15 protein-coding genes and 1 pseudogene are annotated in these 15,120 nt (G+C 66.1%); 9 read left to right on the top strand and 7 right to left on the bottom strand.

Going from position 1 to position 15,120, the window contains the following annotated elements; translation table 11 throughout:
• Nucleotides 1–27 precede the first annotated feature (27 nt).
• Nucleotides 28–879 (top strand): type I methionyl aminopeptidase, encoded by an 852-nt coding sequence (gene map, locus H7A85_RS10175; RefSeq protein WP_182085813.1) that lies wholly within the window; start codon nt 28–30, stop codon nt 877–879.
• Nucleotides 880–997: 118 nt separating this feature from the next.
• Nucleotides 998–1,654: pseudogene (radC, locus tag H7A85_RS10170) on the top strand (DNA repair protein RadC); the annotation flags it as partial.
• A gap of 3 nt (nt 1,655–1,657) precedes the next feature.
• On the opposite strand, the gene H7A85_RS10165 reads toward radC, so the two are convergent.
• The 5 genes from H7A85_RS10165 to H7A85_RS10145 all read right to left on the bottom strand — a co-directional run bounded on the left by H7A85_RS10165 (nt 1,658) and on the right by H7A85_RS10145 (nt 5,222).
• Complete coding sequence (locus H7A85_RS10165; RefSeq protein WP_182085811.1) at nt 1,658–1,942, bottom strand: hypothetical protein; 285 nt, start codon at nt 1,940–1,942, stop codon at nt 1,658–1,660.
• 75 nt (nt 1,943–2,017) lie between these two features.
• The gene (locus tag H7A85_RS10160) at nt 2,018–3,655 is read right to left on the bottom strand and encodes a molybdopterin-binding/glycosyltransferase family 2 protein (RefSeq protein ID WP_182085810.1); all 1,638 of its coding nucleotides are present in this window, start codon (nt 3,653–3,655) and stop codon (nt 2,018–2,020) included.
• On the bottom strand, nt 3,652–4,347 hold the full coding sequence (locus H7A85_RS10155) for an XdhC family protein (protein ID WP_182085809.1): 696 nt from the start codon (nt 4,345–4,347) through the stop codon (nt 3,652–3,654). Before H7A85_RS10155 ends, H7A85_RS10160 begins: the two co-directional genes overlap by 4 nt.
• Complete coding sequence (locus H7A85_RS10150; RefSeq protein WP_182085808.1) at nt 4,347–4,673, bottom strand: XdhC family protein; 327 nt, start codon at nt 4,671–4,673, stop codon at nt 4,347–4,349. Before H7A85_RS10150 ends, H7A85_RS10155 begins: the two co-directional genes overlap by 1 nt.
• A gap of 33 nt (nt 4,674–4,706) precedes the next feature.
• A complete protein-coding gene (locus H7A85_RS10145) occupies nt 4,707–5,222 on the bottom strand; it encodes a flavin reductase (RefSeq protein WP_244631088.1) in 516 nt (171 codons plus the stop codon).
• A 227-nt stretch (nt 5,223–5,449) separates the two neighbouring features.
• Between H7A85_RS10145 and H7A85_RS10140 the strand changes: the two genes are divergently transcribed.
• From H7A85_RS10140 to H7A85_RS10125, 4 genes are all read left to right on the top strand, one after another.
• Nucleotides 5,450–6,253 carry an ABC transporter ATP-binding protein gene (locus H7A85_RS10140; RefSeq protein WP_182085807.1) on the top strand — a complete coding sequence of 268 codons (804 nt, stop codon included), beginning with the start codon at nt 5,450–5,452 and terminating at the stop codon, nt 6,251–6,253.
• Entirely contained in the window at nt 6,250–6,954 is a 705-nt protein-coding gene (locus tag H7A85_RS10135) for an ABC transporter ATP-binding protein (protein WP_182085806.1), read from the top strand. Before H7A85_RS10140 ends, H7A85_RS10135 begins: the two co-directional genes overlap by 4 nt.
• Before the next feature lie 76 nt (nt 6,955–7,030).
• The gene (locus H7A85_RS10130) at nt 7,031–7,987 is read left to right on the top strand and encodes a branched-chain amino acid ABC transporter permease (RefSeq protein ID WP_244631086.1); all 957 of its coding nucleotides are present in this window, start codon (nt 7,031–7,033) and stop codon (nt 7,985–7,987) included.
• On the top strand, nt 7,987–9,282 hold the full coding sequence (locus tag H7A85_RS10125; protein ID WP_182085804.1) for a branched-chain amino acid ABC transporter permease: 1,296 nt from the start codon (nt 7,987–7,989) through the stop codon (nt 9,280–9,282). Before H7A85_RS10130 ends, H7A85_RS10125 begins: the two co-directional genes overlap by 1 nt.
• 68 nt (nt 9,283–9,350) lie before the next feature.
• Here the strand turns inward: H7A85_RS10125 and H7A85_RS10120 are convergent, their stop codons facing one another.
• Nucleotides 9,351–10,562 (bottom strand): ABC transporter substrate-binding protein, encoded by a 1,212-nt coding sequence (locus H7A85_RS10120; RefSeq protein ID WP_182085803.1) that lies wholly within the window; start codon nt 10,560–10,562, stop codon nt 9,351–9,353.
• Between the two features lie 172 nt (nt 10,563–10,734).
• Here H7A85_RS10120 and H7A85_RS20825 point away from each other — a divergent pair, with 172 nt between their 5' ends.
• The 3 genes from H7A85_RS20825 (at nt 10,735) to purB (ending at nt 14,202) form a co-directional block, all read left to right on the top strand.
• On the top strand, nt 10,735–11,799 hold the full coding sequence (locus tag H7A85_RS20825) for an ABC transporter substrate-binding protein (protein ID WP_244631085.1): 1,065 nt from the start codon (nt 10,735–10,737) through the stop codon (nt 11,797–11,799).
• Nucleotides 11,796–12,809: a P1 family peptidase gene (locus H7A85_RS10115; protein WP_244631084.1), complete on the top strand. Its 1,014-nt coding sequence runs from the start codon at nt 11,796–11,798 to the stop codon at nt 12,807–12,809. The genes H7A85_RS20825 and H7A85_RS10115 overlap by 4 nt, the downstream gene beginning before the upstream one ends.
• A gap of 85 nt (nt 12,810–12,894) precedes the next feature.
• Nucleotides 12,895–14,202 carry an adenylosuccinate lyase gene (gene purB, locus H7A85_RS10110; protein ID WP_182085801.1) on the top strand — a complete coding sequence of 436 codons (1,308 nt, stop codon included), beginning with the start codon at nt 12,895–12,897 and terminating at the stop codon, nt 14,200–14,202.
• Nucleotides 14,203–14,206: 4 nt separating this feature from the next.
• Here purB and H7A85_RS10105 read toward each other — a convergent pair whose 3' ends face one another.
• Nucleotides 14,207–15,040: an endonuclease/exonuclease/phosphatase family protein gene (locus H7A85_RS10105; RefSeq protein ID WP_182085800.1), complete on the bottom strand. Its 834-nt coding sequence runs from the start codon at nt 15,038–15,040 to the stop codon at nt 14,207–14,209.
• Between the last annotated feature and the right edge of the window lie 80 nt (nt 15,041–15,120).

The following is a 15,120-nucleotide window of genomic DNA, read 5'->3' as shown; positions in this document are numbered from 1 at the left end:
CTCCATTCCGACACAGCGCTTGAACCGATGACCGTCTATCTCGAAGCCGAAGCCCAGCCCTTGCGAAATACGGGCTCGATTCGCCTCTACGACGCCGAGGCGTTCGAAGGCATGCGCCGCGTCAGCAGGCTTTCGGCGACCGTGCTCGATCAGCTTGCGGACGTCGTGAAACCGGGCACGACCACCAATGAGATCGATCGCTTCGTCTTCGAGTTCACCCGCGACAACGGCGCCCTGCCGGCGCAGCTCAACTATCGCGGCTACACCAAGAACACCTGCACCTCGATCAACCACGTCGTCTGCCATGGCATTCCGAACGACAAGCCGCTGCGCGACGGCGACATCGTCAACATCGACGTGACGCTGATCCTCGACGGCTACTATGGCGACACATCACGCATGTATCCCATCGGCCGCCCGAAGCGGGCCGCCGAGCGGCTTTGCGAGATCACCTACCGCTCGCTGCTTCTCGGCATTCAAGCGGTGAAGCCCGGCGGGCACGTCGGCGACATCGGCGCGGCGATCCAGGATTATGCCGAAGGCGAACGCTGCTCGGTGGTTCGGGACTTCTGCGGCCACGGCATCGGCCGCCTGTTCCACGACGCGCCCAACATCCTCCACTACGGGCGACGTGGCGAGGGCGTCGAGATGCGGCCCGGCATGATCTTCACGATCGAGCCGATGATCAATCTCGGCCGGCCGCACGTGAAGGTGCTCGGCGACGGCTGGACGGCGGTCACGCGCGATCGCTCGCTTTCCGCACAATACGAGCATACCGTCGGCGTGACGGAGAGCGGCTGCGAGATCTTCACGTCCTCGCTGAACGGCAACGACATGCCGGGCTTCGCACCAGAAACATGGGCTGCTTGGACGAGTTGAGCCTGCGATGAAGGATCGGGAGGATGGGTTCGACGAGGCGCCGCTTCCGCTCTTGAGCGGAGACGTGTCCGACCTTTCTCCGAAAAAGCGCGAGCCGCCGCCGGTCTCGCCGGCAAGCGGTCACCGAGATCGTCTGCGCGATCGCTTCGCCAAGTCCGGCCCGGATGCGCTGGCGGACTACGAGCTCTTGGAACTCCTCCTCTTCCGCTTCATCCCGCGTCGGGATACCAAGCCCATCGCCAAGGATCTCCTGCGCCGGTTCGGCACTTTAGCGGACGTCGTCAACGCGCCGGCCCATCTCCTACAGGAGGTGGACGGCATCGGACCATCCGTCGCGCAGGATCTGCGCATCGTCACGGCGGTAAACCAGCGTGCATCGCGCTCGCAGATCCATTCCCGCGAGATCCTGTCGTCCTGGTCGGCCGTTCTCGACTATTGCCATGCCGCGATGGCGCACGAGACGCGCGAGCAGTTCCGCATCCTGTTTCTGGATCGGAAGAACACGCTGATCGCCGACGAAGTGCAGCAGATCGGCACCGTGAACCATACGCCGGTTTATCCGCGTGAGGTCATCGGGCGAGCCTTGGCACTGTCGGCAAGCGCGCTGGTGCTCGTGCACAACCATCCCTCCGGTGACCCGAAGCCGTCCAGGGAAGATATCGAGATGACGAAGACGCTGGTCGGCACTGCCGAAGCGTTGAGCATTCGTATCCACGATCACCTGATCATCGGACGCTACGGGCACTTCAGCTTTCGAGCCGAGGACCTCCTTTAAGGCTCAGTTGAGGTAGCCGATCTCGCGCACGAGACGGACCTCTGCCGGCCGGATCAGCCCGCGATGCATGACGCGAACGCTTCGGATCTCCGCCTCCACCTCGCGCTTCCAATGATTAAGGAAACGGCGAAGGCGAGGATATTCGGGCGCCAGATCCTCGAACTGCCACGAGAATGTCTGGAGGAGCGCGGGATGATCCGGCATGCGGTAGAGGACCTCGGCGAAGGTCAGGCCGTAGCCGGACAGCATCTTGAGGAATTGCGGGTCGGGAACGCTGGCTCGCGGCATGTCGGCTCCTTCGTTCGGGAGACCGAGGCATCCGACCTCCGGAAGCAAGGCTGCGCCCTCATGACTAACGAAGCGTTAACGCGCCCGATCTCCCGTCTCGTCCCCAACGATGCCTCCGGCATCGCGAAGCCGCTCCGGCGTATCGACGTCGAACGATGCCGCCGATCCGATTTCCACCTCGCGAACGAGTTCGCGATGCGACTGAACGATCGGACGGGCCCCGATGTCTCCCTCCAGACCTCGAACGGCCGCCGCATAGATGCTGGATAGGATGACCGGGTTGGCACGCTGCCCCCCGTCGGTCGCCATGACGATGCTGCCGGAGCCGACCGGCGAGAACTCCGCGATCAAGCGACCGAGATCGGCTGCGGTCAGGAACGGCTGATCGGCGAGAACCACCAGGATGCCGTCGCAGGATCCAACCAGTTCGGCAAACCCGAGCGCGAGGGATGTCGACAGCCCTTCCGCATATCGTGGATTTCGGACGGATCGGACTGGCAACCCTTCGAGCGCCGCACCGATCTCGTCGCCCATGTGCCCCGTGACCACCACCACATCGCCGATCCGGCTCGCCAGAACCGTCTCGACGCTGCGGCGAACCAAGGGAACGCCTTCAAATCTCGCCAACAGCTTGTTCGGCCCACCCATGCGCCGCGATTGCCCGGCAGCCAGTACCAGCGCGCCTATGCGAGGCCCTTCGGCCGGTCCTTCGCTTCGCGTTTCCCTCGGCTTCGGACGAGACGCGATTTCCATCAGCAAGCCCCCGACTCCCATGGCGGTGAGATCGTCTGTGGTGACCGGGATATCCGCCAACACCTTGTCGAGCACCCAGTCGAAGCCGTTTTCCGCCGGGCTTCTGGCGCAACCGGGCGCCCCGATGACGATGCGCTCCCCGACGCGGCCGATGAGAAGCAGGTTGCCGGGGTCTACCGGCATTCCAAGATGCTCCACCGTACCGCCGGCGGCGCGGATCGCATTGGGGACCACATCTTCCGCATCGATCACGGCGGAGGCTCCGAAGACGATGGTTACGTCCTCCGCCCCGTCTCCATCGGCGATCGCAACGCTGAGTTCGGCCGCCGAATGCGCGCAGCGAACTTCACGTGCCAGTTGCGAGCCGGATGGGGCAAGCCGGCTTTCCAGGACGCGGCGCGTCTTGTCGAGAACGCCCGGACGGGACTGGGGAAGCACGGTTTGGAGAAGACCCACTCGCCGCGCGCGGAAGGGCGCGAAATCGAGCGCCGAACCGTTCTGAAGAAGACGCTCCGCCGCCCGAACGGCATCGCCAGGAACCGCCAGCGGAATGATCTTCACCGTCGCCACCATCCGCCCGGGCGCTACCGGAGCATTCTCCTGCAGGGTCGCCAGCGTGATTCCGGAATGGATGCGATTCAGCGCGTCGACGAGCGTCCTATCGGGGCGCAAGAGCCCGGCGGTGCGAGCGTAGAGGTTGGCTCGCCCGGTGGCCGATGGCGCGGTTTCGATGTGCCTCGACGCCAGCGCCCGCGCGATACGTCCGGCCGCCTCGTCCTCCCCAATATCTCCATCGTCCAAACGAGCGACGACGAGTTCGTCGATGCCGGCCGCCGCTAACATTTGAAGATCGGCGGCAGCCAAGGCATGCCCCTTGGCGAGCCGCCTTCCACCGCTCGTGTTCGCATGCGCCAGCCGCGCGCCCTCCGCCAGCGCGAGCGGGACAGGGCCGAACTTCATGCCGCCTCGGTTTCCCCGCGTCGGTCCGCGTGCATCTTCCGCTTTCGGAAGGCGGAGATCACCGAAGCCAGAATCGCGACCGCGATCTCGGCCGGCGTCGCCGCCCCGATATCGGCGCCGATCGGCGCTTCGATCCGGTCTATGCGATGCTGCGGCACACCGGCGGCGAGCAGGCGTTCGACGCGGCGTGCATGCGTCTTGCGGCTGCCCAGCGCTCCGACATAGAAGCACCCCGCTTCGAGCGCCGCGCGCAACGGCAGATCGTCGATCTTCGGATCGTGCGTCACCGCGACAAGTGCGGTGTAGGGATCGAGCGGCTGTTCGCGCAGGGCGATCTCGGGCCATTCCGCGCGAAGATCGACCCCTGGAAACCGTTCGGGCGTCGCGAATGCCGTGCGGGGATCGACGATGCGCATATCGAAGCCCGCGAGCCGGGCCATCGGCGACAGGCTCTGCGTGATATGCACCGCGCCGATCGCCAGAATGCGCGGCGGTGGAAGGTAGACGTTGAGAAAGCGGCTGGATCCGTCGATCAGGCCGGAGCGCCCCATCCTCAGCGCCTGACGGACTTCGTCGGACGCCTCGGCCTCGCGGATCAGCCGCTGCGCCCCGCTGTCCAGATCGGTTTCCACGGCGCACCCTCGGCGCGCCAAACGTTCAGCGACGACCTCCGCCAGCAGTTCGGCACGCATCAGGAGATCTTTTCGAGGAAGACGCGGATACGTCCGCCGCAGGAGAGACCGACCTGCCAGGCCGTTTCGTCCGCGACGCCGAACTCGAGAACCTTCGGCACGCCGCTTGCGATGACGTCCGCCGCTTCCGCGATCACCGCACCCTCGACGCAGCCGCCGGAGACCGAGCCCTCGAAGCCGCCCTCTGCGTCGATCACGAGGTGGCTGCCGACCGGGCGCGGCGCCGAGCCCCAGGTTTCGACGACGGTGGCCAAGGCGACACCCCGCCCCTCGCCGGTCCAGCGATGCGCGGTGTCGAGCGGGTCGGCGATCGGGATGGCGTCCATGTCGGCCTCGAAGGTTGGCAGTCCGGACGGCCCTCAGCGCTCGTCCTGATAAGGCAGGGCATGATAGCGCCGGGCCCGGTAGAGAAGACTATGCCCGGCTTTTGGTACGGAAAGAGCCACGACCCGGCCCATCATCACGCGATGCGTGGCGACCTCGCGGCTCTCCAGAATGCGGCAGTCGAAGCTGATGATCGCATCCTCGAGAATGGGCGCGCCGGTCTGCAGCCGGGACCATTGTGCGGTGGCGAACCGGCCTTCGAGATCCAACCCACCTTCGCCGGCGAACGCGCGCGCGACGCCCTCGTTGCGATCGGCGAGCACGTTCACGGCGAACACGCCGTTTTGTTCGAAGCGGATGTTGGCCTCGCTCGATCGATTGAGGCAGACCAGAAGCGTCGCCGGATCGTCCGAAACGGAACAGACGGCGGTAACGGTCACGCCCCGGCGCCCCGCCTCGCCATCGGTGGTGACGAGGCTGACGGCCGCCGTGAAGTGGCTCATGGCCTCGCGAAAGGCCAGTCGGTCGATTTCGGCATCGGCAAGCAGCAATTTCGATCCTTCCGACTCGGGGCGCTCCACGGTCTTCGCGAGAGATAGAGCCTCGCCCTCGATTTCGCACCCATCGGTGACGGCGATCTCGCGATCCGCGGGTCAAACGCGGCGTTCGGAATGGTTTGACATCACAACCGTTACCATTCAGGACACGCCGGCCGCGGAAACGCACACGTCAACCCGCGGCCTCTTCGGAAGCCGTTTCAATACGATAAGGAGCCGCGATGGCGCCGATCCTCGAGGTCAGGGAGGTTTCACGCCGCTTCGGCGGATTCGTGGCTGTCGATCGCTGCTCGCTTTCGGTGGAAAAAGGTAGCATTACCGGTTTGATCGGCCCGAACGGCGCGGGCAAGTCGACCCTGTTCAACATGGTGGCCGGCAACCTGGCGCCGTCCTCGGGCAAGATCGTGTTCGAGGGCCGCGAGATCCAGGGGCTCAAGCCGCACGAACTCTTCGGTCGCGGGCTTCTGCGCACCTTCCAGATCGCCCATGAGTTCTCACGCCTGACCGTTCTGGAGAACCTGATGATGGTTCCGGGCGGCCAGCCGGGCGAGAACATTCTCGACACGTGGTTCCGCGGCCGCCGTGTGCGGCAGTTCGAGAGCGAAGTGCGCGAGCGCGCGGAAGACGTCATCGACTTCCTCAAGATCGAGCACGTGAAGCACGAGCTCGCCGGCAACCTGTCGGGCGGCCAGAAGAAGCTCGTCGAGTTGGCACGTACGATGATGGTGGACGCCAAGATCGTGCTCCTCGACGAGATCGCGGCGGGCGTGAACCGCACGCTCCTCAACGACATCGCCGCCAATATCGAGCGGCTCAATAGCGAGCGCGGCTACACGTTCTTCGTCATCGAGCACGACATGGATCTGATCGGCCGCCTGTGCGACCCGGTCATCGTGATGGCGGCGGGCGAGGTCATGCGCACCGGGACCCTCGCCGAAATCCAGGCCGACGAAGCGGTGGTGGAGGCCTATTTCGGCGGCTCCCCGACGGGCCATGCCACCACGCCGGCGGAGAGCGCCGCATGAGCCTACTCGCGCTCGAAAACGTCGTCGCCGGCTATGGCGAAGCCACGATCCTCAACGGGGTCAATCTCAGCCTGGCGCCGAAGGAGATCGGCGTCATCGTCGGGCCGAACGGCGCCGGCAAGTCGACGACGCTGAAGGCGATCTTCGGCCTCCTTCGCGTCTCGTCCGGCCGCATCACCTTCGACGGGCACGACATCACCAACCGCCCGACCGAGACGCTCAGCGCACTGCGCATGGCGTTCGTTCCGCAGGAGCACAACGTCTTCAAGACGCTGAGCGTGCACGAGAACCTTGAGATGGGTGCCTATGTGCGCCGGGACGACGTGTCCTCCCTCCTGGAGCGCGTCTACGACATCTTCCCGCCCTTGAAAGACAAGCGCCGCCAACCGGCGGGCGAACTATCCGGCGGGCAGCGCCAGATGGTGGCGGTCGGCCGCGCCCTGATGATCGACCCGAAGCTGATCCTTCTGGACGAGCCGACCGCCGGTCTATCGCCTCGCTTCATGAGCGAGATCTTCGACCGGATCCTGGCGGTCAACGCCACCGGCGTCACCGTCGCGATGGTCGAGCAGAACGCCAAGCAGGCGCTCGGCATCGCGCACAAGGGCTTCGTCCTGGCGGGTGGGCGCAATCGCTTCACCGACAGCGGGGCTGCGCTTCTGGCCGATCCGGAAGTCGCCCGCTCCTTCCTGGGCGGCTGACCCTTCTTCATCCCGTATTCGAACGAGACGAGACATCACGTTGGACGAGCTCATTTTCTTTATCAACCGAGGCCTGATGGGCGGACTGATCCTCGGGTCGGTCTACGCATTGGGCGCGGTGGGCGTGACGCTCGTCTTCGGCATCCTGCGCTTCGCACATTTCGCGCATGGCGACATGATGACGGCGAGCGCCTTCTTCGCCTTCATGCTGGCGGGGCTCTGCGCGGCCTGGGGCATCTCGCTTCCCATTCCGCTGGTCCTGGCGCTCCTCCCGGTCGTCATGGTGCTGACCTCGCTTTTCGCGATCGGTCTCGACAAGGCGTTCTACAAGCCGCTGCGCGATCGCGGCGCGCGGCCCGTGGTTCTCGTGATGGCGTCGATCGGCGTGACGCTGATGATGCAGGGCTTGATCCGCCTCTTCGCCGGCACGGGCTCGCGCGATATGTATTTCAACGCACCCAAGGAAATCTTCCGCATCCCGACCGGCGGTCGCCCCATCGTCATCACCGAACCGCAGATCGCGCTGATCGCGCTGACGGTTCTGTCGGTGATCGCTCTCCACTTCTTCCTGACGCGCTCGCGCCTCGGCAAGGCCATGCGCGCGGTGTCCGACAATCCCGATCTCGCGCGCGTCACCGGCATTCCACTGGAGACCGTGGTGAAGGCGACCTGGGTGATCGGCGGCTCGCTCGCCGCGATCGCGGGAACGATGCTGGCGATGGACGTCCAGCTTAAGCCCGACTTGGCCTACAACATCCTGCTGCCGATCTTCGCCGCCGCGATTCTCGGCGGCATCGGCCAGCCCTATGGCGCGATCGCGGGCGGCTACCTCATCGGCTTTGCCGAAACGCTGTCGATCTTCAATCTGTCCGTGATCCTTCGGCCGTTCCAGTCCTGGTTGCCGGAAGGCGTCGACCTGCCCACCAATCTCGCGCTGGTGCAGACCGAGTATCGCCTCGTCGTTCCCTTCTTCATCCTTGTCGTCGTTCTGATCTATCGGCCGACCGGCATCTTCAAAGGGCGGGTGTTCTGATGAGCGCGGCGGTCTCCACTTCCGCCCGCAAGGGCGCCGACATGCAGCGCGGTCTCCTTCTCGTCGCGGCGCTGGCCGCGCTCGTCGCCGCCGTGTTCTGGCTTCAGGGCTCCGCCTATGCGACGCGCATGCTGGTCGAGGCATCCGCCTACGCCATCATCGCGATCGGCCTGAACATTCAATGGGGTTACGCCGGCCTCTTCAACGTCGGCGTCATGGGCTTCATCGTTGCGGGCGCCTTTGCGTCCGTCCTGATGACCTTTCCCGTCAACGACGCGTTCTGGGCGTCGAGCGGCGCGCCGCTCCTCGGCGAGGCGTTGCTCTGGCTGGTCGGCTCGGTCGTCGTCGTCGGGCTTATCTCGCATACGCACCGCCTCGGCCTGCGGCAAGGGCTGGTGACCGCCATGACTGTGATCGCAGGCGCCGTCGCGTTCATGGTGGTGACGGCGAAGTTCGATCCGGCGACGGTGGCGATCGAGGCCGAGGCGGGCTTCATCGGCGGCTTCGGGCTTCCCGTCGGCGTCGGCTGGGCGGCCGCCGGCGTCGTCGCGGGCGCCATCGCCTTCGTGATCGGCAAGATCTGCCTCGGCCTTCGGGCGGACTATCTCGCCATCGCGACGCTCGGCATCGCGCAGATCATCAAGACCTTCCTGCGCAATGCCGACTGGCTGACGCGCGGCACGCTCACCGTCTCGCCGCTGCCCTGGCCGGTGCCGACGCCGAGCGAGGTCGGCTTCCTTTGGAGCCGCAGCCTCTACCTCGCGCTGACGGCCGCCCTGCTCCTCGTTATCTACCTCCTGATCGAGCGAGCCTATCGCGCCCCCTGGGGCCGGATGATGCGCGCCATCCGAGACAACGAAGCCGCCGCTTCTTCCATGGGCAAGAACGTCGATGGTCGTCGCCTGGAGATCTTCATTCTCGGTGCCATGCTGATGGGCCTAGGTGGCGCGATCCTCGCCCACTTCACCTCGATCTTCGACCCGTCCGGCTTCGTCGACCTCAACCACACGTTCCTGATCTGGGTGATGGTGATCCTCGGCGGGGCGGGCAACAATCGCGGCGCCATCTTCGGCGCGGTCTTCGTCTACATCGTCTGGACGATGTCGGAGCCGGTCGCTCTCTCGCTCTTCGGCCTGGCGCGCGACTGGGGCCAGAGCGCCTTCGGCTGGGTCGCTCCCGCCGATCTCGATTCGCGCGCCCTGCAGATGCGCGTCTTCGTGATCGGGCTCACCGTCACGCTGGTTCTGCGCTTCGCCCCGCACGGCGTTCTGCCCGAACGACGGCGCGCAGACTGATTGCGGTCACGAAAAAGGCCCCGAAGCTTGCCGCTCCGGGGCCTTTTCCTTTGTAGCAGTGCTACGCCTTACTGAGCCGGACCGACCACGACGATCTTGCCGTCGGTCACCGTGACTTCGTCGTACGAGCCGGGAACGTCGCCCTGCGCATCGAACTCCAGCGAGCCGGAAGCGCCCTCGTAGTTGATGTCGGTGCCGGCCGCGATCAGCTGCTTGGCCTTCGCCCACTCGCCTGGCAGAATCACCTCGCCCGGCGCGCTGGCGACCTCGCGCAGCGCGGCGGAAACGCCCTCGCGCGAGCCGTTGGTCTTTTCGAGAGCCAGGAGAAGAGCGAACGCGGCGTCGTAGGACGTCGCGGCATAGGTGGCGCCGGGATCGAGATCCACGCCCTTCGCCGCCGTGGCGAAGAGTTCGGCGCCAGCGGCCGCCGACCCGCCCGGGCGGGTCAGGATCAGCTTCTCGTCGCCGCCCGTCACGTTGGTGAGGTTGGCGCCCACCATGCCGTCGCCGCCGATGAAGGTCGAGAAGTCGCCCGTTTCGCGCGCCTGCTGGATGATGCGCCCGCCCGATCCGTCGACATAGGCGAGAACCACCAGCGCATCCGCGCCGCTGGAGGCCAGCGAGCCGATCTCGGCGCGATAGTCGGCCTTGCCGTCCTCGTGGGCCGAGGACACCGTAACCTTGCCGCCTTCGGCCTCGAACGCCTTCTGGAACGCCTGCGCGAAGCCGGTGCCGTAGTCGTTGTTGACGTAGGTGACGGCAACGTTCTCGACGCCGTTGCGCTTCACCACTCGCGCCAGAACCTCACCCTGATAAGCGTCGGACGGCGCGGTGCGGAAGACGAGGTCGTTGTCCTTGAGTTCGGTTACGGCCGGCGAGGTCGAGGCCGGCGAAACCATGACGACGCCGCCGGGAATCGCGGCGGCGTTGGCGGCCGCGATCGTCGCGCCCGAACACATGGCGCCGACGATCCCGGCGACCTTCTCCGAGTTGACCTGACGATCCCCCGCGTCCGAAGCCCGTGCGGCATCGACGCAGCCGTCGTCGCCGATCACCATGTCCACCTTGGCGCCGTTCTTGCCGATGCCTCCGGCTTCGTTCACCTGCGACACCGCCAGGCGTGCGCCCGCCGTGATCGGCGGCATGAGGCTCTCGATCGGGCCGGTGATGCCGCCGATGAAACCGAGCTTCACATTGGCGTCCTGCGCCGACGCGGCGGAAACGCCGAGCGCGAGAAGAGAGGCCGTCAGGCCCAGAATGGCTTTCGTTCCGCCGATCATTCGGTCAACTCCCTGTTGGGCCTTCGGCCCCGGCGCTTCACTCGCGCCTTTGCAACGACAAAAACGGGCGAAACGCCCGATTTTCCGACTTAAGCGGCGCAGTCGGACAGGGTCAAGCAAGCAAGGCGTGAAGCCACTCGTCCCCAGCCGGACGACCCTGTAAAAGGAACGAATGCCAACGGTCCTGTTCCGCTCACTCGCGCTTCTGATTCCCGTCCTTCTCCTCGGCGCACCTGTCGTGGCGCAGGAAGGCGGGGCTAGGATTGGCATCGCCGCGCCGCTCAGCGGATCGAGCGAGATTCTCGGGCGGCAGATCGTGGCTGGCGCCAGGGAGATCGTCGGCAGCGACGACGCCGTCGTTCCGGTCGACAACGGCTGCACGGCGGAAACGGGAACCGAAAGTGCCAAGGCGCTGGTGGAGGCGAGGGTCGCCGTGGCGGTCGGCTTCCTGTGCGCGGCTTCGCTCGAAACGGCGCTTCCGATCCTGAAAGCGGCGGCAATTCCGGCCATCAATGTCGGCGTGCGTGCCGAGCGCGTCCTACGCCAGCGCGAGAAGGACGGTGCGCTCGTCTGGCGGCTGGCGCCGGGCACGGCTGCGGAAGCCGAAGCGCTCGCCCGCTTCGTCCGGGAGCGCTGGTCGGCGCAGCCCTTCGCGCTGATCGAGGACGGGACGCCCTATGCCCGCGACCTTGCCGATACGGTGCGCCAGAGCCTGGAGCAACAAGGCATCCGCCCTGCCCTGATCGACAACTATCGCCCCGCTGAGGAGAAACAGTTCGCGATCGCAAGGCGACTGTCGCAAAGCGGCGTCGGGCATGCCCTCATCCTCGGGACCCGCTCCGACATCGCCATCATCCTGCGCGACGCGGCGGAGGTCGGCCTGTCGCTCGAGGCGGCCAGCGGCGAATCGCTCTTCGACGAAACCGAGAACGGGCCTGCCCTTGCCGAGGGTGCAATCGCCGTCGTGTCCGGTTTCGACGTGGACTGGCCGCCGAGCGAAACGGCGCCGGTCGAGGAAGGCTACGCGCGTATCGCGGCGGTGGGCACGGAGATCGCCGTACAGGCCGCAAAGCGCGCATGGGAAAGCTCCCGCTCGATCGCCGACGTCCTCAACACCGAGACCTTCGCGACTTCGGCCGGCATGATCCGCTTCGATGTGGACGGTACGGCCGACGTCGTCCCGTTCCGGACCTATCGCTGGGACGGAACGCGGTTCGTCGCGGAGACGCAAGGGTGAGCCCGAACGCCTGGACGCCCGGCCCTCGAAACCTCCTGACCGATCTCGACGGCATCCGCGTCGGCAACGCTTCGGACGAAACGCTGCGCAGCGGCACGACCGTCGTCCTGTTCGACGAGCCGGCCGTCGCATCCAGCCTTACCCTCGGCGGCGCGCCGGGCACGCGCGACACCGAGCTTCTCGATCCGACGCAGACAGTTTCCCAAGTCGACGCCATCGTCCTCAGCGGCGGATCCGCCTTTGGCCTCGACGCCGCCTCCGGCGTTCAGGCGCATCTACGAGCCGAGAATCGAGGCTTCGAAGTGGCGGGCATGCGCGTACCCATCGTGCCGGGCGCGATCCTGTTCGACCTCGCCAACGGCGGCGACAAGGACTGGGGCCTCTGGTCGCCCTATCGGGAATTCGGATGGGAAGCAGCCCGCAACGCCGGATCGAGCTTCGACCTCGGGACGGCAGGCGCCGGAACGGGCGCGACCACGGCCACGGTGCGCGGCGGCCTCGGCTCGGCGTCCACAATCCTGCCCTCCGGCCTTTGCGTTGCGGCGCTCGTCGCCGTCAATGCGGTCGGATCGCCGCTGGTCGGTGGAACGTCGGCGTTCTGGGCTGCCCCGTTCGAGTTGGACGGCGAGTTCGGCGCCGGGGCGTGGCCATCCTTCCGTCCCGGAGAGGCGATGGTCCCCCGCACGAAGTTCGATCCGCGCCCCGGCACCAACACGACCATCGGTTTGATCGCGACCAACGCTGTGCTGACCAAGGCCGGCTGCAAGCGGCTGGCGGTCGCGGCACATGACGGATTCGCGCGGGCGCTCTACCCCGCTCATACCGACTTCGACGGCGACCTCGTGTTCGCAGCCGCGACGGGACGAAGCGGGATCGCGCCCTCGCCGGTCGAAGGGCTGGAACTGGCGAGCGCCGCCTCCGCCACCATGGCCCGCGCCATCGCGCGCGGCGTGTTCCATGCGCGCTCGCGCCTCGGCGACACGCTGCCGGCTTGGCGGGACATGGCCTGACGGCGCGGTCGGTCGCGATTGAGGGCCGGGCTGCTTCCTGTTAGGAGCACGCATCCCGCCCATCGTTGTGAAAGCTCAAGCCGCCATGATCCCTCGCTACTCCCGCCCCGAAATGGTGTCGATCTGGTCGCAGGAGACGAAGTTCCGGATCTGGTTCGAGATAGAGGCGCACGCCTGCGACGCGCTGGCCGAGATCGGCGTGATCCCGAAGGAAGCGGCCCGCACGATCTGGGAAAAGGGCGGCGCGGCGACGTTCGACGTCGACAAGATCGATGAGATCGAGCGCGTCACCAAACACGACGTCATCGCCTTCCTGACGCATCTCGCCGAATTCGTCGGTCCGGATTCGCGCTTCATCCACCAGGGGATGACCTCGTCAGACGTCCTCGACACTTGCTTCAACATTCAGCTGGCGCGCGCTTCGGACCTCCTGCTCGCCGATCTCGATGCGCTTCTGGCCGCGCTGAAGCGTCGGGCGATGGAGCACAAGGACACGGTCACGATCGGCCGCAGCCACGGCATTCATGCCGAGCCGACGACCTTCGGCGTTAAGCTTGCCCTCGCCTATGCCGAGTTCGATCGCTGCCGCGACCGGCTGCGCGCGGCGCGCGAAGAGATCGCGACCTGCGCCATCTCGGGCGCGGTCGGGACCTTCGCCAACATCGATCCGCGCGTCGAGGAGCATGTCGCCAAGGCGCTTGGTCTGAAGCCCGAGCCCGTTTCCACGCAGGTCATCCCGCGCGACCGGCACGCGATGTATTTCGCGACGCTCGGCGTCATCGCCTCGTGCGTGGAACGGCTGGCGACGGAAATCCGCCATCTGCAGCGCACCGAGGTTCTGGAGGCCGAGGAGTATTTCTCGCCCGGCCAGAAGGGCTCGTCGGCCATGCCACACAAGCGCAATCCCGTCCTGACGGAAAACCTCACGGGCCTTGCGCGCATGGTCCGCTCCTATGCCATGCCGGCGATGGAGAACGTGGCGCTCTGGCACGAGCGCGACATCTCGCATTCTTCCGTCGAGCGCATGATCGGCCCGGATGCGACCGTGACGCTCGACTTCGCCCTCGCCCGCCTGACCGGGGTGATCGACAAGCTCCTCGTCTATCCCGAGCGGATGGAAAAGAACCTCAACCAGTTCAAGGGGCTGGTGCATTCCCAGCGCGTTCTTCTGGCGTTGACGCAGGCCGGTGTCAGCCGCGAGGACGCCTATCGCCTCGTCCAGCGCAACGCGATGAAGGTTTGGGAACAGGGGGCGGACTTCCTGACCGAGCTGCTCGGCGACGCCGAGGTCACGGCCGCGTTGTCCGAAGCGGACATCCGCGAGAAGTTCGATCTCGGCTATCACACCAAACACGTCGACACGATCTTCGCCCGCGTGTTCGGATCGGTCTGACCTCCTAGGCCGCTACGGTCCCTTCGGACGGGTCGGCGGCGTCCTCGACGAGGATCGGCGTTGGGAGCGGCGCGGGGAGCTCGTCCTGCATGCCGTCGATATCGAGCTGGATCATCTGATGGTCTGAAAACGGCTGATCGAGGATCGCGACGCGGACTCGGTCGGCTAGATCGCGCGACACGAGGCACGAATCCAACGTCGCGCGGTAGGGACCAAGGCGGAAGGTCGGGCCCGAATGCGCGTTGGCGTGGATAAGGCGGGCACCGGAGATCAGCGGCTCCAGTTCCCCCGGTCCGCGGAAAAGGTTGAAGTCGCCGACCACGACGGTCGGCTCTTCCCGCTCTGCGACCCAGCGCGCGAGCTCCGCGATCTGCAGACTGCGAATGCGGTAGCGCAGCGAGAGATGGGCCACGAGAACCCGGATGCCGGCGATCGCGATATCGTAGACCAGCCGCTTCTTGCCGAACGAAAGGTAGCGCGCGTCATAGCGCAGCGGCCGGGCGGATAGAAACGCGTTGGACTTGCCGCGCGACACCGAAAGGCGGCGAAAGCGACGATCGGCGCTGTACTTGTTGTCGATGCGAACCGTCGTGTGATGCGGCTCGGCCAGGGCTGGAAGCTGATCGAAGAAGCCGTTGGTCAACGAACCGCGATCGATCTCGACGAAACAGGACAGATCGGGCTTCAACTCGCGCAGACGCTCGCGCACGAAGCCGAGGCTTCGGAGCTGTACCCGCTTTGTCGTGAAGACATGGTGATGCGCACGGCGGACGTGGTGGCCGATGGAGCCGTTGATATCGCGGCTGTATCCAAGGTTCGCGTAGACGATCCGCAACATGTCTCGACCAGTGTGCCGTTGGGCTGGGGTTCGGGTAACGTGCCTTCGGAACGGCGCGTTCCCAGGCGGGCAAAGTTGGT

This window comes from Aureimonas sp. ME7 (assembly GCF_903970965.1).
GTDB lineage: Bacteria > Pseudomonadota > Alphaproteobacteria > Rhizobiales > Rhizobiaceae > Aureimonas.
The sequence above is the reverse complement of the archived record's forward strand: the minus strand, read 5'-3'. Positions and strand labels throughout refer to the sequence as shown.